The sequence below is a fragment of the Bradyrhizobium sp. AUGA SZCCT0177 genome (assembly GCF_018130125.1).
Lineage (GTDB): Bacteria > Pseudomonadota > Alphaproteobacteria > Rhizobiales > Xanthobacteraceae > Bradyrhizobium.
The window spans coordinates 128,056-146,305 of sequence record NZ_JAFCMA010000013.1; the positions used below are offsets into that span (position 1 = coordinate 128,056).

An 18,250-nucleotide genomic window follows, 5' to 3' on the forward strand; every position below is an offset into this window, starting at 1 on the left:
GAGACAGCCCGTTTGCTGTGTGACACGCGTCACGGTGGCGCCCCGGCACGCGTCGTATCCCTGTCATCAGGGATGGCGGGAATGGTCCCGCTGCAGGGAAAACGGGAGACGACAATGACCAAGTCCAGGAACTCAGATCGCAACAACCAGTCGGCCCTGATCGACGATGCGCAGCTCGAGATCGTGGTGGGCGGCGCGATGGACTCCAGGCTTGCGAAGATGTTTGCGGAGCGTGCCGTTGGCGGATGGATCATGCAGGACATCTGGACCCGGCCGACGCTCGGCACCTACCACTAACACTTCTCGATTTGCGCACGATTTTGGTCTCGGCGGCGACGGGCCGCCAAGTTCCACCGGTCACGAATGAGGCCGCCTCGCCTGGCGGCCTTTTTCACGCGCGCTTCCGGCACAGGCCTTCGAACTTGTCCGCCTTCTCGCCGAGTTCGCGAAGCGGGACCTGCTGGCGCGAAGGTCCCACCACCATCACCAGCGACTTCGCCTGCCGCAGCGCCGGGAACAGCGGATCGCTGCCCGGAAGCGAGCCATCGAAGCTCGGCGTGCCGGCTTCCTCGTTCACAAGCGTCCGCCCTTGCAGTTTCGCGGTGACGCTCCCGGCGATCAGCGACGCCGACATCGCCTGGCGCGGCTTCACGCCGGCGCCGGTCTCGTTGATGAAGACCTTCACGACGCCCTGGCCCGGTTTGCAACGGAACGTGATCGGGGTGTCTTCGGCGTTGTCGGTGCCGTAGGACAGCATGGATTGGCCATCCACGGTCCGGAGCCGCCATGTTCGCTTGTCAGCGGGCTGGGCATACGCGGCCAAGGTGGTGGCGATCAGAACCAGCATGGCCGGCGCGGCCAATCGAGCCATCATGAAACCCCCATTCGGCCTTTTCGCAGGCGGCGTGTGGTCAACGCCTTATCGCAGGCGGCTGACCAGCGCAATCAGCTCGCCTTGCCGGTGGGTCTCGGTCTTGCGGAAGATTGCCTTCAGATGCGACCGTGCGGTTTCATGCGCTATTGCCATTTCCTGCGCGACTTCTTCCAGCGACTTGCCGCCGGCCAGACACAGGGTAATGCGCGCTTCCGATGGCGTCAGGCGGAAGGCCTGGCGCAGCATCGCCAACTGTTCGGCCTCGCCTTCATCGAAGCCGGAGAGGATGAGAATGGCGCGGGCCCCGAGAAACGGACTGCGCGCCGCGCCGTCGACCGGCAGCACACGGACGACGATCGGCGGCTTGCCGGCGCGGCGGACCACGATGGGCGCGACGCCGAGCGCATCGACGTCGGAGGCGGTTCTCAGCCGGTCGAGGAAATTATTGAAGGTCGATTGGGCCCGCCTGTCTGATATGACGAGGCGCTGCCCGATGATCCTTATATCGCCGCCAAGGGCGGCTTCCGCAGACGGATTGATGTCGATGACCGATCCGAACCGGTCGAGCGCGATCGCGGCGCGCTTGATGAAGGCCAGTGCATTGGTGATGCCGGACAGCACGCCCCTTCCGACAGCAGTGGAAAGCGTGGCGGTCTCCGTCAATCGCTGGGACAGGCCGGCGAGCGCCGCCTTTTCGGATTCGTCAAAAGCTCCCTCACCGATCGTACGTTGGATGGAAAAACCCCACAACGCGGACCCTGCAAAAAATCCGATAACCGCAAACCAGCGTAGCCCGAAATTGTTCGCATGCGCATACAGGGGATCGCGAAGCATTTCCGTTTCGGAGGTGAAGATGTCCTGGTCGCTGACGATCTGACGGCCCGCGAGCAACAACGGCACGCCGCGCGCCGCGCGGATGTCGTTTTCGTGGAAGCGATTGTCGAAATAGGATTTGAAAAATTCCCGCCCGGACTCCGTCATCGGCACGTCGGGCGTCCGGACGTCGCTTTGAAGCAGGCATGCCGCCGCTGAGTTGCTGGCGCTGCAAATGTCCTGCATCAAGGCAGGCCACATCGCAGGATCGATCACTGCATCGCCCAGCCGGCTGCTGATCGACTGCAACCGGCCAACGTCCACCTTCGTCCCCATTGGTCAGCCTATGCCACTTCCGCCACGCGCTTCGAAACCGGCGTGCAAGAGAGTTCCACCGACCCGATTCTGCGCTGCTGCAGGTTCCGACAAGGAACCCTCCAACGCCACCCCCATTTGGGTGAGACCGGCAGGTAACGTTACCAGCGCTTCTGCAGCAGGTCGGCCAATTTTGACTCGAAGCATCGCATCGCGTCGGCTAAAATTAAGGTCACCGGGGGCTAGAGGATTCTTAAACAATCAATTTTGTTCTTCCCGGGCGGCCGCTGGATTCACCTCCAGCGGCCATTTCATTCTTGCGGCATGCCGTTTTAAGGCGTGCCGTTTTAAGGCGTGTCGTTTTTAGGCGTGTCATGGCTCCGCACCTCAGTGAAAATCCCGCGACGGCGGCAGGATGCGGACGTTGCGCGGATGGCGGATCTTTTGCGCCGATGTCTCGGGGTGGTCGCGGCGGTCGTCGTTGAGCGGCTCGATCAGCGCAGGGCCCGCCGGCACCGGATGCTTGCGGCTGAGTGCATCGTTGGCCAGACCGATCAGATCGTGCGAGCGGTCGAACAGCCGCTGCGCGACCAGATGCGTCACGTGTTCCGGACTGCTCTGGATGTAGCCCTCGACCAGGATCAGGCGCGCGCCCATCACTTCCTTGCGGTACTTTTCCATCACCGCCGGCCACACCACGATGTTGGCGATCCCGGTTTCATCCTCCAGCGTCATGAAGACGACGCCCTTGGCGCTGCCCGGACGCTGCCGCACCAGCACCACGCCGGCGCAGCGGACATGACGCCGGTCGTTGCGATGCGCGATATGTTCGCAAGGCACGATGCGCTCCTTTGAAAACTTCGCGCGCAAAAATTCCATCGGATGGCCCTTCAGCGACAGCCGGATGGTCTGGTAGTCGGCGACCACCTGCTCCGGCAGCGGCATGTCAGGCAGCGGTTTGGCGTTTTCGTCCGGCTGCTCGCGCGCCACCGCTATCTCGAACAGCGGCAGCGGCACATCGTCGGGCAGCCGGCGCACCGCCCACAGCGCGGCGCGGCGATCGAGCCCGAGCGAACGGAACGCATCGGCATCCGCCAGCAGGATCAGCGCGCGTTTTGGAAGTGCGGTGTCGCGGGCGAACTCTTCCAGCGAGGTGAAGGGACGGCGCGTTCGGGCGGCAATGATGCGGTCGGCCCAGTCGTCGGTCCCACCATCATTCCGGGGCGCGCGTAGCGCGAGCCCGGAATCCATCTTGCTACGCGGATGCGGTACAATGGATTCCGGGTTCGTCGCTGACGCGACGCCCCGGAATGACGACTGGAGGGCCTTCAATCCCTCCTCATCCGGATCGGCCCATTTGAAACCATCGATCTGCCGGAACCCGAGCCGCACGGCGCAATATTTCCCTTCGCCCTGTTCCAGCGTGTTCTGCGCAAAGCTGCGTGACACGTCGATCCCGCGCACCTCGACGCCGTTCTTGCGGGCGTCGCCGACGATCTGCGCAGGCGCATAAAAGCCCATCGGCTGCGAGTTCAAGAGCCCGCAGCAGAACGCGTCGGGATGGTAATGCTTGAGCCATGACGAGACATAGACGAGCTGCGCAAAACTCGCGGCATGGCTTTCCGGAAAACCGTAAGAGCCAAAACCCTTGATCTGGTTGAAGCAATTATTGGCGAACTCGGGATCGTAGCCGCGGCGGATCATGTTGCCGACCATCTTGGCTTCGAACTTGCCGATGGTTCCGAGATTGCGGAACGTTGCCATGGCGCGGCGCAATCCGTTCGCTTCTTCGGAGGTAAATTCCGCCGCCTCGATCGCGATACGCATCGCCTGCTCCTGGAACAAGGGTACGCCCAACGTCTTGTGCAGCACGTTGCGCAGCTCGTCCTTCTTGCCGCCCTTCGGATAGGGATATTCGATATCCTCAGGCCGCATTTTTCGGCGCTTGAGATAGGGATGCACCATGTCGCCCTGGATCGGGCCGGGCCGCACGATCGCGACCTCGATGACGAGGTCGTAGAAGGTCCGCGGTTTTAAACGCGGCAGCATGTTCATCTGGGCGCGGCTTTCGACCTGGAATACGCCGAGCGATTCACCCCGCTGCAGCATTTGATAAACTGCGTCGTCGTCCTTCGACTTGATATCGGCCAGCTCGTATCGCTTACCCTTGTGATCGGCGATGAGATCAAAGCATTTGCGGATGCAGGTCAGCATGCCCAGCGCCAGCACGTCGACCTTCATCATGTGCAGGGCGTCGACGTCGTCCTTGTCCCATTCGATGAAGGTGCGGTCGTCCATCGCGGCGTTGCCGATCGGCACGTAAGTATCGAGCCGGTCCTGCGTCAGCACATAGCCGCCGACATGCTGCGACAAATGCCGGGGGAATTCGATCAGTTCGGCCGCAAGCGCCACCGCGAGCTCGATCATCGTATTCGCAGGGTCGAGCCCGGCCTGCCGGACCTGCATCTCGTTGAGGCCCTTGCCCCAGCTGCCCCACACCGTATCGGCCAGCGCCGCGGTGACGTCCTCCGTCAGCCCCAGCGCCTTGCCGACATCGCGGATCGCGCTGCGCGGCCGGTAATGGATCACGGTGGCAATGATCGCGGCGCGGTGGCGGCCGTAGCGCCGGTAGACATACTGCATCACCTCTTCGCGGCGCGAGTGCTCGAAGTCGACGTCGATGTCGGGCGGCTCCAACCGTTCCTTGGAAATGAAACGTTCGAACAGCAAATCGACCTTGGTCGGATCGACCGAGGTGATGCCAAGCACATAGCAGACCGCCGAGTTCGCCGCCGATCCCCTGCCCTGGCAAAGGATGTTCTGGCTGCGCGCATAATGGACGATGTCGTGCACGGTGAGAAAATAATGCGCGTAGTTGAGCTCGGCGATCAGCGCCAGTTCCTTGTGCAAGGTGGCGCGAAGCGTGTCATCGATCTCTCCACCAAAATAGCTGATAACACCCTGCCATGTCAGATCTTCCAGATGCTGCTGCGCGGTCTTGCCCGGCGGCACCGGCTCGTCCGGATATTGATATTTGAGTTGATCGAGCGAGAAATTGATACGGCCGGCAAAGCGCATGGTCTCGGCGATCGCGTCCGGCAGATCGCGAAACAGCCGCGCCATTTCGTGCGGCGGCTTGAGATAGCGTTCCGCATTGGCCTCGAGCCGCTTGCCGACGGCCTCGATGGTCGTCTTTTCGCGGATGCAGGTCAGCACGTCCTGCAGCGGGCGGCGCGCGGCATCGTGGTACAGCACCTCGTTGGTCGCCAGCAGCGGCACCTTTGATGTCAGCGAGATCAGATGCAGCCGCGCCAGCCGGCGGCGGTCGTCGCCGCGGTACAGGAGGCTTGCGGCCAGCCACACGCCGTCGGCGCGGCTATCCTTCAGGCGGTCCAGGATTTTTAAGGCGCCGGCCGAGTCGAAGCGATGCGGCAGCGTCAGCACCAAGAGCTGGCCTTCGGAAAATTCCAGGAGGTCATCCAGTTTCAGATGACACTCGCCCTTGGCGATCCGCTCGGTATCGCCGCCGCGCTTGCCGCGGGTAAGCAGCTGGCATAGCCGGCCATAGGCGGCACGGTCGCGCGGATAGACAAGAATATCCGGCGTGCCGTCCATGAAGACGAGGCGCGAACCGATCAGAAGCTTTGGCTTGTGCAGAAGTTCCGGGTTGTCGAGCTCCTTCCAGGCGCGCACCACGCCGGCCAGCGTGTTGTGATCGGCGATCCCGATCACGGGAATACCAAGCCGGCTCGCCTCCTGCACATAGGCGCGCGGATCGGATCCGCCGCGCAGGAAGGAGAAATTCGTGGTGATGCCGATTTCGGCATAGGCAGGCGTATTCATGCGAACAGCCCGTGCACGAACCATTTGGGCAGAACGGGTTCACCCTCCTCGTCGCTTTTGAGTTCGCCCTCATAAAGCCCGTCGCGGTAGATCCAGAACCGCAGCCCTTCCGCGTCCTCGATCCGGAAATAATCCCGCGTCAGCGCCTCGCCATTCTGCTTCCACCATTCCATCGCGATACGTTCGGGACCTTCCACCCGCACCACCGCATGGGTGACGCGCCGCCAGGTAAATTGATGCGGCGGCCCGTCGGGCACGGATGCAAACGGCACGTTGATGGGCTCAGGTCTTTCGAACAGCCGCAGCGGCCGCAATGGCGGCTCGCTCGCGATACGATCAGGCCAGGCGGCTTGCGTCGCGGCCGCCAGATGATGCTGCGCCGATACCGCCAGCACCGCGCGTTCCGGGATATGGGTGTCCTGCGGCAGATGCACGACGACGCGCTTTCCCCCGATCCGCGCCGCGATGCGGTCGATCAGGGCGGCCAGTTCGTCATTGTCATGGACATTGGCGTCGAGATCGCGCTGCTGCTGCACCACGATTTCGGTGCGGCTGGCGGACAGGCGTATCAGGTCAAAGCCGAAGCCGGGATCGAGCGGATCGTTCAAGGCATCGAGCCGCTCGCGAAACAGCCGGTCGATCACCTCAGGCCTGGTCACCGGACGACCGGTATCGACCGTAATGTTGCGCACCGCGCCGTCGGTGCGGAAGAAACTCGCCTCCAACCGCCGCGCGCCCTTGCCTTGCTTGTCCATCGCGGTGACCAGCATGCCTGCGAGCGAGGACAGGTTGATCGCGATCACGGTGTCGGTGGCAACAGGTTCGGGAAAGCGTTTTTCGACGATGTAATCCGGCAAGGGTTTTCGCGGGCTGATCGGCGCATCGCCCTGCCCCAGCGAGTGTTCGAGCAAAGTCGTGAAGCCGGCGCCAAATCGCGCCGTGATCTCGTGGCGGGCGCGCGCGGCGACGTCGCCGATGGTTTTCAGTCCGGCGCGGCGCAGGCCGCTGGTGATCGCACTATCGGCGCCGAGCGCCGAGACCGGCAGCGGGCCGACGGCGTCGGCCTCCTCGCCATCGGCAATGATTTTCCCCGACGCATGGCGCGTCATCGTACGGGCGCAGATCGAGGTGCCGGCGATATCAGCGCTGACGACAAAGCCTCTGCGGGTCAGCGCGCCGCACAGGGTCTGCAGCAGCGCGCGCTCGCCGCCGAACAGATGGGCGCAGCCGGTGATGTCGAGATACAGCCCGTGCGGGGGATCGAGCGCCACCAGCGGCGTGAAGCGATCGCACCAGTCGGCGATATCGCCAAGCGTCTTGGCGTCCGCAACCGGATCGGCATCGAACACCGTCAATTCCGGACAGATGGCGCGGGCATTGGCGAGCGGCAGGCCGATCTCGAGGCCGGAGCGCGCCGCGAGATCATCGAGCGCATAGATCTGCAGCGCGTTGTTTTGCTTGGCGACGACGACGGTGGGGGCTGGCACCTCTCCCGCTTGCGGGGACACACGAACAGCATGACTCGCGGAGACACCCCCACCCCGACCCTTCCCCGCAAGCGGGAGAGAGGGCGCACTGCCCGTGCCGTAAGAGATTTCAACCCGCTCTGCGCTGCCCTGCGTAAGCTGCCGCTTGATGCGGTCGATGGGCAGGCGTGGCAGCCAGAGGCTGAGGATTCGCCGCCGGTTCGCTGAAAAGGCACTCATCACATTTCCATTCCATGATCCACCGCCCAACCGGGCCATGACGGTTACGAACGAGCTCGGCGTCGAACACCGGCGCGCCCCACGCATGCCAGGGTGCTGATGGCGGCGAATGCGCCGCGCGCACGATCCACCTTGTCTCCGCGGTCGAGGGCTGCGGCGTCGCCGCCAGCCGCAACAGCAATGCGGTGACGCCGGAAGCCTGCGCTGCCAAAGTCAGTTTGCGGCTGGCGACGAGATCGAGCTGGCGCGGCTCGCCCCAGACTTCCAGCACCACGGCGCCCAGCGCATCGCAGGCCAGCGCGTCGGCGGCGGTCCGTAGCGCCGCGTCGGCATCGGCGGCGCGCACGGTTACCAGCAGCCGCGGATCGAGGCCGAGTTCGGCGAGCCCGCTCATCGACAGCGCGCCGGATTCGATTTCCGAAAAATCCTGCCGCACCCAGACCAGCGGCCGGCGCGATGTCACCCGTCCCGCAAGGCCCGCGATGAATCCCGTCGCCGCCGCACCCTGATGTCCTTCGGCGAAGACTTCATGCACCGCGGCGCGGGCAAGGCCGCCGCACAGCGTCGCATCGGCCTCGGCATGGCCGAGCGCCACTTTGTGAAGCGCATGCGTATCCGCGCCCGCCTCGATGCGCTCGATGCGGCCGCGCAAACTTGCAAGCGTGCTCATGCGCGCGCCGGTCATGCGCCGCTCCTTGGAAATTGTGGGCCATTGCTGGTTTTGAAATGAACCCGCTGCTGGTTCATTTGTTCATGATATGTTCTAATATAAAGCTAACAGGCCCGGCAGAGTCAATCGGGATTACTACTCAGGCGATTCATAAGCGGAATCAAAGGGATTCAAGGATGGACGTGCAACGCAAGCTGGAAATCCTGGCCGATGCCGCCAAATACGACGCTTCCTGCGCCTCCAGCGGCACCGAGAAGCGGGATTCCAGCGACGGCAAGGGCCTCGGCTCGACCTCGCCCGGCATGGGCATCTGCCATTCCTACGCGCCGGACGGCCGCTGCATCTCGCTGCTCAAAGTCCTGCTCACCAATGCCTGCAACTACGATTGCCTTTATTGCGTCAACCGCACCTCCAGCAATGTGCCGCGGGCGCGCTTCACCGTCGACGAGGTGGTGAAGCTGACGATCGACTTCTATCGCCGCAATTACATCGAAGGCCTGTTTCTCTCCTCCGGCATCATCCGCAGCGCCGACTACACCATGGAACAGGTCGTTTCTGTCGCGAGAAAACTGCGCGAGGAGCATCACTTCCGCGGCTACATTCATCTGAAAACCATTCCGGAAGCCGATGATGCGCTAATCACCGAGGCCGGCAGATATGCCGACCGGCTCAGCATCAACATCGAAGTGCCCGAGGAAGCCAGCCTTGCCAAACTCGCGCCGGAAAAAGACGTGCGCGCGATCCGCCGCACCATGGGCCGATTGCGGCTCAAGCTCGATGAAGCGCAGGACAACAATAACAACAACAAGACCGTAACAAAGGCAAAGCCGCCGCTCTTCGCTCCGGCCGGCCAGAGCACGCAGATGATCATCGGCGCGGATGCGGCCGACGACAAAACCATTCTCCATACCAGCGCCAATCTCTATGGCTCCTACAAACTCAAACGCGTCTATTATTCCGCCTTCAGCCCGATCCCGGATGCCAGCCGCGCGTTGCCGCTGGCCGCTCCTCCGCTGGTCCGCGAGCACCGGCTCTATCAGGCCGACTGGTTGATGCGGTTTTATGGTTTCGACGTCGGCGAGATCGTCGACGAAGCCGCCGGCATGCTGCCGCTCGATATCGATCCAAAACTCGCCTGGGCATTGCGGCACCGCGACCGGTTTCCGCTCGATGTGAACCGGGCCAGCCGCGAGGACCTGCTGCGCGTGCCCGGATTCGGCCGCAAGGCCGTCGATCGCATCATCGCCACGCGCCGCGTCACATCGATCCGTGCGGCCGATCTCGCCCGGCTGCACATCCCGAGGAATAAGGCGCTGCCGTTCATCGTTCTCAGCGATCACCGCCCGCAGCCGCATCTGCTCGACGGGGCGAAGCTGGCGGAACGATTCAGGCCGAAGGCGACGCAATTGGGGTTTGGGTTTTGACCACAGTCGTCATTGCGAGCGAAGCGAAGCAATCCATAGCGCCACAAGCGGAGGAATGGATTGCTTCGTCGCTTCGCTCCCTTGCGCAAACGCTTCGCGTTTGTCGCAGGCAATGACGAGGAGGAGAGACATGCACCACATCACCCTCGACGGCGAAACCGATTTTGACGGCTGGCGTAAGGCGGCACGGACGCTGGTGCTGAATGATGTAAGCCCGGCCGACGTGACATGGCGTGTGCAAGGTGACGCGCCCGAATTGTTTGAATCGACCACCCCACTGCCCGACCCGCCAAATGCGACTTTCAACGTCCCGGCCAAATTCGTCGAGCTGGTGAAAGCCGCGATCCTGCATCGCAATAGCGAACGCTTTGCCATCCTCTATCGCCTGCTGTGGCGGCTACGCGGCAACCACGACCTGCTTGTCGTTGCGACCGATCCTGACGTGGCGGAGGTCGCGGCGATGGCAAAGGCCGTGCACCGCGACGAGCACAAGATGCACGCCTTTGTGCGCTTCCGTGAAATCGGCCGCGAGCAGAAATCGCATTTCGTCGCCTGGTTCGAGCCGGAGCATCATATCGTGGAGCTGGCCGCGCCGTTCTTCGCCCGGCGCTTTGCCGACATGCCCTGGTCGATCCTGACGCCTGACGTCTGCGCGCATTGGGATGGCCATGCCGTTTCGATCACGCCGGGGGTAGCTAAGGCCGAGGCGCCGACCGAAGATCGGTTGGAGGAAACCTGGCGGCGTTACTATGCCAGCATCTTCAATCCCGCCCGGCTGAAGGTGAAGGCCATGCAAACCGAAATGCCGAAGCGATATTGGCGGAACCTGCCGGAGGCCTCGTTGATTAAGCCTCTGATCGAGAGTGCCGAACGCACCGCCAGCGCCATGATCGCGCATGCGGCGAGCGAACCGCATAAATCGCAGAAGCGGCAGGAACCGCCGATGAAACGCAAACAGGCAGCCGACGACATCGAAATGCTGCGGGAAGAAGCCGCCGATTGCCGCGCCTGCCCGCTCTGGAAGGACGCCACCCAGACCGTGTTCGGCGAAGGCCCACAGAATGCCCAGGTCATGCTGGTCGGCGAACAGCCCGGCGACAAGGAAGACCTCGCGGGCAAGCCGTTCGTCGGACCGGCCGGCCAAATGCTGGATCGTGCACTGGATGAGGCCGGCATCGACCGTTCAAAAGTCTACGTCACCAATGCCGTGAAGCATTTCAAGTTTGTGCCGCGCGGGAAAATCCGCCTGCACCAGAAGCCGAACACAGCTGAGATCAAGGCTTGCCGGCAATGGTACGAACGCGAACGCGCCGCCATCAAGCCTGTCTTGGTTGTGGCGATGGGTGCTACCGCAGCGCAGAGCGTGTTCGGCAAAATCACGCCTGTTAACAAAAGCCGCGGACGCCTGATTGATCTCGAGGACGGCGCGACGGCTCTTGTCACCGTGCATCCGTCCTATTTGCTGCGGCTGCCGGACGCCGACGCCAAGGCGCAAGAGTATCAGCGCTTCGTGGCCGATCTCAAAATCGCGGCAGCCTTGCTGCGAAAATCGGCGCACGCTGCCTGAATTTTCGCGCATCCCAAAGCGAAGTGGATACCGGTTCGCGTCAAGAAAACGCGTCAAACCAAGAATCAATTGCCAGTTCCGATTCAATCGGAACTGGCAATTGGGGAACCGCAAATTCCCGTTACCGCCCCCTCGAAAACTGACAAATAAATGTACAACCTTCAATTGATCGATGATACTATCTCATTCTCTTGGGGAGGGGTTGGGGCGTCCTGTTCACGCCATGACGTTCCCATGGGGTCGGCGCGCTGTGCGGTTTCCTCTAGCCCCGGTGCCGTGCAGCGCGCGACCTGTCTTGGTCATCATCTCTTGGCCATCATCCCTTGGCCATCATCCCTTGCGGCGATCGCCCCTCGCGGCTTCTTGCCTTGGCATTGCCCGGCAGGCGCGGCAACGCCAAACTGCCGCCATGCAGATTCAAACCGCGCGTAAATCTGACATCCCGCCATCATGCGCATCGAACGCGTGGAAGGCTATGTGCGTCTGATCGGCCGATGGGAGACCGAACAGCACGCCGCTGAAATCGAAAACCCGTCTTCCCGATATCTGGTGGCCTGCGACGGAACGGAGATTGCCGGATTTGCCATTTTACAAGGCATCGGAAGCGCCAACCAATGCGTTCGGCTCAGGCGCATCGCGGTTGGAACCCCCGGCTGCGGCGTCGGATCGGGCCTGCTGCGATCGGTCCTGCAGATCTGCTTCGAAGATCTGGCGGCGCATCGCGTCGAACTCTTTGTATTCGTTGAGAATGAACGGGCCTACCGGACTTACCTCAAAACCGGGTTTGTCGAGGAAGGCGTGGTTCGCGATCTGCACCGGAACCCCGACGGAGCCTTCCGGTCGATGCGCCTGATGTCCATGCTCCGAGGGGAATGGGTGGCGCGCCCCTGACATACCGGCACGCACGCGTGGACGCCGCCCCTGTCATCTAACCTTCAACTCCATCGGTCAAAAGATTAACCGCCGTTAGTATTTCAGGGGGTTTGCCATGACTGATATGACACTCAATTCATCGATGGGAGCACCGATCCAGCCGGCTTCCAGGCCCAATCTCGACAAGGGGTTCAACCCGCTCACGATGATCCTGTTCTTCGGCATTCTCGCGGCCGGGTTCCTGTTCGTGATGTACAGCATCTATGTCGACGTCGAAGCCACCGGCGCCAAGGTGACGACCTATCTGCCCTATATCCTGCTGCTGGTCGCGCTCGTGATCGCGCTCGGCTTCGAGTTCGTCAACGGCTTCCACGACACCGCCAATGCGGTCGCGACCGTGATCTACACCCACTCGCTGCCGGCCGAATTTGCCGTGATGTGGTCGGGCTTCTTCAACTTCCTCGGCGTGCTGCTGTCATCGGGCGCGGTCGCGTTCGGCATCGTCTCGCTGCTGCCGGTCGAACTGATCCTGCAGGTCGGGAGCGGCGCCGGCTTTGCGATGGTGTTCGCGCTGCTGATCGCCGCGATCGTGTGGAATCTCGGCACCTGGTATCTGGGCCTGCCGGCTTCCTCTTCGCACACCCTGATCGGCTCGATCATCGGCGTCGGCATCGCCAACGCGCTGATGCGCGGCCGCGACGGCACCTCGGGCGTCGATTGGACCAAGGCGACCGAAATCGGCTACGCGCTGCTGCTGTCGCCGCTGTTCGGCTTCTGCATGGCCGCTATCCTGCTGCTGGTCCTGAAGTTCGTCGTGCGCAACCCGGCGCTGTACGCCGCGCCCGAAGCCAACAAGCCGCCGCCGCTGTGGATCCGCAGCATCCTGATCGCCACCTGCACCGGCGTCAGCTTCGCCCATGGTTCGAACGACGGTCAGAAGGGCATGGGCCTGATCATGCTGATCCTGATCGGCACCGTGCCGACCGCCTACGCGCTGAACCGCGCGCTGCCGGAATCGCAGGTGGTGCAGTTCCAGAAGACCTCCGAGGCAGCTTCCAAGGTGATCGCTGCCAAGGGCGCTGGCCACAGCATCATCGGCGATCCCCGCCCGGCGGTGACGCAATATGTCGCCGCGCGCAAGATCAGCGAAGGCACCTATCCATCGCTGGCCGTGCTGGTGAAGGACGTCGGCGACCAGGTGCAGAAATACGGCACGCTCAACAAGGTGCCGGCTGAAGCCGTCGGCAACACCCGTAACGACATGTACCTGACCTCGGAAGCGATCCGCTTTTTGATGAAGGACAAGGAAAACGACCTCAAGAAGGACGAGGTCGCCACCCTCAACGCCTACAAGGCCTCGCTCGACAGCGCCACCAAGTTCATCCCGACCTGGGTCAAGATCGCGGTCGCGATCGCACTCGGCCTCGGCACCATGATCGGCTGGAAGCGCATCGTCATCACCGTCGGCGAGAAGATCGGCAAGACGCACCTGACCTACGCGCAGGGCGCCTCCGCCGAGCTCGTTGCCGCCGGTACCATCGGCGCCGCCGATATTTTCGGCCTGCCGGTCTCGACCACCCACGTGCTGTCGTCGGGTGTCGCCGGAACCATGGCGGCCAACGGATCCGGCCTGCAGCTAGCCACCATCCGCAACCTCTTGATGGCCTGGGTGCTGACGCTGCCCTGCGCGATCATGCTGTCGGCGAGCCTCTACGTGCTGTTCTCTTACATTTTCTGACGAGAGACTGCGGCGGTCTCTTCCGCTGCAATGCAACAGAAAGGCCCGCGCCACCGCACGGGCTTTTTTGCGTGAGCCTCGAATAACGCTGGTCGCTCCGGGTTGGGTCTAGGCCGCTAAAGCGGTTTGAGCCAGCGACGATAGCGCGCGTATCGCACGCCAAATAAAAGAACGCCTGCATGAACATGCAGGCGTTCTCTCAAGTTGCCGTAGAAGTGTAAGAGACGTTTGGCCTGCGCTTGCCTCACGCCGGCAGCGCGTTCTCCACCAGCTTGATCCAGTACGACGTGCCGTGGACGATCGCCTCGTCGTTGAAATTATATTCGGGGTGATGCAGGCCCGCGGTGTCGCCATTGCCGCAGAAGATGAACGCGCCCGGCCGGGCTTCCAGCATGTAGGAAAAGTCCTCCGCGCCCATCAGCGGCGGGGTCTCGTGCACATTGGCCTCGCCGGCGATTTCTCTGGCGATCCGCGTGGCGAAGTCGGTTTGCGAAGCATGGTTCACCGTGACGGGATAGCCACGCTTGTAGGTAAGGTCGATCTTGGCGCCGGTGATCTGCGCGACGCCGGCGACCACCTCGGTCACCCGCTTCTCGACCAATGCGCGAACTTCCGGCGTCAACGTCCGGATCGTGCCGCGTAATTCGGCGGTTTGCGGGATCACGTTGCGGGCGTTGCCGGCCTGGAACTCGCAGACCGAAATCACCGCCGACTCCAGCGGATCGATGCTGCGCGACACGATCGACTGCAGCGCGGTGACCACCTGCGCGCCGACCAGTACGGAATCGATGCAGATATGCGGCCGTGCCGCGTGGCCGCCAAGCCCGGTGATCTTGATGTCGAGCTCATCGGTCGCCGCCATGATCGGGCCGGGGCGAATGGCGAAACTGCCGACCGGAATGCCCGGACCATTATGCATGCCATAGACCTGCTCGATGCCGAAACGGTCCATCAGGCCGTCCTTGATCATGGCGTCGGCGCCCGCGCCACCCTCTTCGGCGGGCTGGAAGATCACGACCGCATCGCCGGCGAAATTGCGGGTCTCGGCGAGATAGCGGGCGGCCCCTAACAGCATCGCGGTGTGGCCGTCATGGCCGCAGGCATGCATCTTGCCGGGATTCTTGGAGGCATAAGGCAGGTTGGTCGCCTCCTCGATCGGCAGCGCGTCCATGTCGGCGCGCAGCCCGATCACCTTGATGTCGCCCTTGCCGGCAGGCTTCTTGCCCTTGATGACGCCAACCACGCCGGTGCGGCCGAGGCCGGTCGCGACCTCGTCGCAGCCGAATTCGCGCAAGCGATCCGCGACGAATGCCGCAGTGCGGTGCACGTCATAGAGCAATTCGGGGTGTTGATGGATATCGCGGCGCCAGGCCTGTATATCGGGTTGGAGGTCGGCGACGCGGTTGACGATGGGCATTGCAAATTCTCTGCTTCCGGGTTGAACGCTTGCCTGTCTAGCATGCAAGACGCGCTCCACCCAGCACCCTACCGCAGAGGCCCTATCCATCCGGGGCGCTTGCCAAAGGGGGAGCCCGGGCGGGCTTGCCATCTTAACGCTTTGCGCGCCGGCGGTCCTTAGACCGGGCCACCATTCCTGCGGTGCAGGTTCGGAAACAGGAACACCAGAGGGAGTGCCAGCGGCCCGATGAACGCAGCAATCCACGCCCAAACCTTGAAGCTGCGTCCGCGACGCTCGGCCAGTCGGCCGGCAAGGTAGATCGAAATGACCGTTCCGATCATCAGCAATGCGAAGGTCGCGTTGGCGCTCATTGGCAGGCTCCAATGTACCTTGCGGAAGGCACAACATAAAGCTGGCCACGCGGCGACCGGCCGTCAAGCCGACCTCGTTGAAATGCCCGTGAACGGCCTCACGCCGCCAGCGTGTTCTCGACCAGCTTGATCCAGTACGAGGTGCCGAACACGAGGGCCTCGTCGTTGAAATTGTATTCGGGGTGATGCAGCCCCGCGCTGTCGCCGTTGCCGCAGAAGATCAGCGCGCCCGGCCGCTGCTCCAGCATGAAGGCGAAATCCTCACCGGCCATCAGCGGCGGCATCTCGTTGACATTGGCGTCGCCGGCGATTTCCCGGGCGGCCCGGACCGCGACGTCGGTCTGCGGGACATGGTTGACCGTCACCGGGTAGCCGCGGTTGTAGGTCAGGTCGATCTTCGCGCCCGTGATCTGCGCCACCCCGGCGACGACCTCGCGCACGCGCTTTTCCACCAGTTTCCGCACTTCGGCGTCCAGGGTCCGGACGGTGCCGGCCAGTTCAGCGGTTTGCGGGATCACGTTGCGGGCATTGCCGGCGTGAAATTCGCAGATCGAAATGACCGCCGATTCCAGCGGATCGACGCTGCGCGACACGATCGACTGCAGCGCATTGATCAGCTGCGCGCCGACCAGCACGGAGTCGATGCATTTGTGCGGACGCGCGGCATGCCCGCCCCGCCCCTCGATCCGGATGGCGACAGCGTCACCTCCGGCCATGATCGGACCGGGGCGAATGGCGAAGCTGCCGACCGGAATGCCCGGACCGTTATGCATGCCGTAGACCTGCTCGATGCCGAAACGGTCCATCAGCCCGTCCTCGATCATCGCAACGGCCCCCGCGCCGCCTTCTTCCGCCGGCTGGAAGATCACGACCGCATCGCCGGCAAAATTGCGCGTCTCGGCAAGATAGCGCGCCGCCCCGAGCAGCATGGCGGTGTGGCCGTCATGGCCGCAGGCGTGCATCAAGCCCGGGTTCTTCGAAGCATAAGGCAGGTTGGTCGCTTCCTCGATCGGCAGCGCATCCATGTCGGCGCGCAGCCCGATCACCTTCACCTCACCCTTGCCGGCGGGCCTATTGCCCTTGATGACGCCGACCACGCCGGTGCGGCCAATACCGGTGACCACCTCGTCGCAGCCGAATTCCCGCAACCGGTCCGCCACCAGCGCCGCCGTGCGGTGCACCTCGTACAACAACTCGGGGTGTTGATGGATATCGCGGCGCCATGCCTGGATATCGGGTTGCAGATCGGCGACGCGGTTGACAATGGGCATGGAACTGATCGTTTTCTGGTTGAACGTTTGTGCCTCTGTAGCATGCAAGACGCGAACCACCCAAACATCCCCTCGGCAAACTGGCGTTGCCAGCCCGACCTGAACTCGCTAAGCTCCTCGCGACGGCATGATTGGCCGTCGTAGCGGCAGGTTTGGCCGTACCTCATGAGCAGGGTAGCTCTCGACCGGCAACGGGCGGGAGCTTTTTGTTTTTTGGAATGGTGGCAATGGACGCAGGCAGCTGGCGAGTAGGCGTTTTGTTTTCCGAAACCGGCGTTACCGCTGCGATCGAGAGAACGCAGCGCGCGGCGACCCTGCTGGCGATCCAGCAGATCAATGCCGCCGGCGGCGTGCGCGGCAAGCCGATCGAGCCGATTTGCTACGACCCCGGCTCGGTCCCGCAGCAATACCGCGAGCTGGCTGTCAGGCTGTGCGATGAAGATCACGTCCGCATGATCTTCGGCTGCCACATGTCCAGTACGCGCAAGGCGGCGCTCCCCATCATTGAAGCGCGCGGCGCCCTGCTGTTCTATCCCACGCTGTATGAAGGCTTCGAATATTCGCGCAATTGCATTTACACCGGCGCCTCTCCCAACCAGAACTCGGTCCAGCTCGTCGACTATCTCACCAACAATTACGGTCGCCGGGTCTTTCTGGTGGGCTCGAACTACGTTTACCCTTACGAATCAAATCGCATCATTGCCGATCTGTTTCTTCAGGCCGGCGGCGAGGTCCTCGACGAGCTTTACGTGCCGCTGGAATTGACGCCGCTTCATATCGAAAAGATCATCCAGCGCGTCAAGGCAAGCAAGCCGGATGTCATCTATTCGACCATCGTCGGCGCCGGCATCATCCCGTGTTTCAACGCACTGGTTCAGTCCGGCCTCGACATGTCCAAAACGCCGGTCGCAAGCCTGTCAACGAGTGAGGCCGATCTCGTCCAGATGGCGCCGGAGGTGATCCGCGGGCATATCACCGCCGCCCCCTTCTTCTCGACGCTCGGCAGTGCGCATGCGCAGGCCTTCGTCCGGGCCTGCCGCGAGGCTAGCGGACCGGATACGCCGGTGACTGCGCCGGCGGAAGCCGCGTATTTTCAGGTGTTCCTCTATGCCGCAGCGCTGGAACGGGCGGGCAGCGATCGCTACAGCGAACTGCTGCCGGCGCTCTATGAGGTGGAATTCGAGGCCCCGCAGGGAAAAGTGAAGATCGAACGGCTGAACAACCATACGCATCTGTGGCCCCGCGTTGCCAAGGTCAATGCGCGTGGCGAATACGAAATCGTGCACGAACCCACCGCCCGGGTTCAGCCTGATCCTTTCATGCTGGAGCATCGGCTGGGTTCATCCGAACCCGTGCCGCAGCCCGTGCGAATGTAGCGGAGAGCCC

General features: G+C 62.9%; 13 protein-coding genes. 5 read left to right on the forward strand and 8 right to left on the reverse strand.

What is annotated here, in order from left to right:
• Nucleotides 1-391 precede the first annotated feature (391 nt).
• The 5 genes from JQ597_RS17280 to JQ597_RS17300 form a co-directional block, all read right to left on the reverse strand.
• Nucleotides 392-874, reverse strand: a complete 483-nt coding sequence (locus JQ597_RS17280; protein ID WP_212265449.1) for a hypothetical protein — start codon at nt 872-874, stop codon at nt 392-394.
• A 45-nt stretch (nt 875-919) separates the two neighbouring features.
• A complete protein-coding gene (locus JQ597_RS17285) occupies nt 920-2,023 on the reverse strand; it encodes a helix-turn-helix transcriptional regulator (RefSeq protein WP_212265450.1) in 1,104 nt (367 codons plus the stop codon).
• 366 nt (nt 2,024-2,389) lie between these two features.
• A complete protein-coding gene (locus JQ597_RS17290) occupies nt 2,390-5,845 on the reverse strand; it encodes an error-prone DNA polymerase (protein WP_212265451.1) in 3,456 nt (1,151 codons plus the stop codon).
• Nucleotides 5,842-7,551: a Y-family DNA polymerase gene (locus tag JQ597_RS17295; RefSeq protein WP_409363248.1), complete on the reverse strand. Its 1,710-nt coding sequence runs from the start codon at nt 7,549-7,551 to the stop codon at nt 5,842-5,844. Before JQ597_RS17295 ends, JQ597_RS17290 begins: the two co-directional genes overlap by 4 nt.
• The gene (locus JQ597_RS17300; RefSeq protein ID WP_212265453.1) at nt 7,442-8,236 is read right to left on the reverse strand and encodes an ImuA family protein; all 795 of its coding nucleotides are present in this window, start codon (nt 8,234-8,236) and stop codon (nt 7,442-7,444) included. The genes JQ597_RS17295 and JQ597_RS17300 overlap by 110 nt, the downstream gene beginning before the upstream one ends.
• Nucleotides 8,237-8,397: 161 nt before the next feature.
• On the opposite strand from JQ597_RS17300, the gene JQ597_RS17305 reads away from it, so the two are divergent.
• From JQ597_RS17305 to JQ597_RS17320, 4 genes are all read left to right on the forward strand, one after another.
• Nucleotides 8,398-9,645: a putative DNA modification/repair radical SAM protein gene (locus tag JQ597_RS17305; protein ID WP_212265454.1), complete on the forward strand. Its 1,248-nt coding sequence runs from the start codon at nt 8,398-8,400 to the stop codon at nt 9,643-9,645.
• A gap of 130 nt (nt 9,646-9,775) precedes the next feature.
• Entirely contained in the window at nt 9,776-11,212 is a 1,437-nt protein-coding gene (locus JQ597_RS17310) for a UdgX family uracil-DNA binding protein (protein ID WP_212265455.1), read from the forward strand.
• A gap of 450 nt (nt 11,213-11,662) precedes the next feature.
• Nucleotides 11,663-12,103, forward strand: a complete 441-nt coding sequence (locus JQ597_RS17315; RefSeq protein WP_212265456.1) for a GNAT family N-acetyltransferase — start codon at nt 11,663-11,665, stop codon at nt 12,101-12,103.
• 97 nt (nt 12,104-12,200) lie between these two features.
• Nucleotides 12,201-13,823 carry an inorganic phosphate transporter gene (locus JQ597_RS17320; protein ID WP_212265457.1) on the forward strand — a complete coding sequence of 541 codons (1,623 nt, stop codon included), beginning with the start codon at nt 12,201-12,203 and terminating at the stop codon, nt 13,821-13,823.
• A gap of 244 nt (nt 13,824-14,067) precedes the next feature.
• On the opposite strand, the gene JQ597_RS17325 is transcribed toward JQ597_RS17320, so the two are convergent.
• The 3 genes from JQ597_RS17325 to JQ597_RS17335 form a co-directional block, all read right to left on the reverse strand.
• Entirely contained in the window at nt 14,068-15,240 is a 1,173-nt protein-coding gene (locus JQ597_RS17325; RefSeq protein ID WP_212265458.1) for a M20 aminoacylase family protein, read from the reverse strand.
• 158 nt (nt 15,241-15,398) lie between these two features.
• Nucleotides 15,399-15,593, reverse strand: a complete 195-nt coding sequence (locus JQ597_RS17330) for a hypothetical protein (RefSeq protein ID WP_212265459.1) — start codon at nt 15,591-15,593, stop codon at nt 15,399-15,401.
• Nucleotides 15,594-15,691: 98 nt separating this feature from the next.
• Nucleotides 15,692-16,864, reverse strand: coding sequence for a M20 aminoacylase family protein (locus tag JQ597_RS17335; RefSeq protein ID WP_212265460.1), 1,173 nt, complete (start codon nt 16,862-16,864; stop codon nt 15,692-15,694).
• 227 nt (nt 16,865-17,091) lie between these two features.
• Here JQ597_RS17335 and JQ597_RS17340 point away from each other — a divergent pair, with 227 nt between their 5' ends.
• Nucleotides 17,092-18,240: a transporter substrate-binding domain-containing protein gene (locus JQ597_RS17340; protein WP_212265461.1), complete on the forward strand. Its 1,149-nt coding sequence runs from the start codon at nt 17,092-17,094 to the stop codon at nt 18,238-18,240.
• The last annotated feature ends 10 nt before the right edge of the window (nt 18,241-18,250 follow it).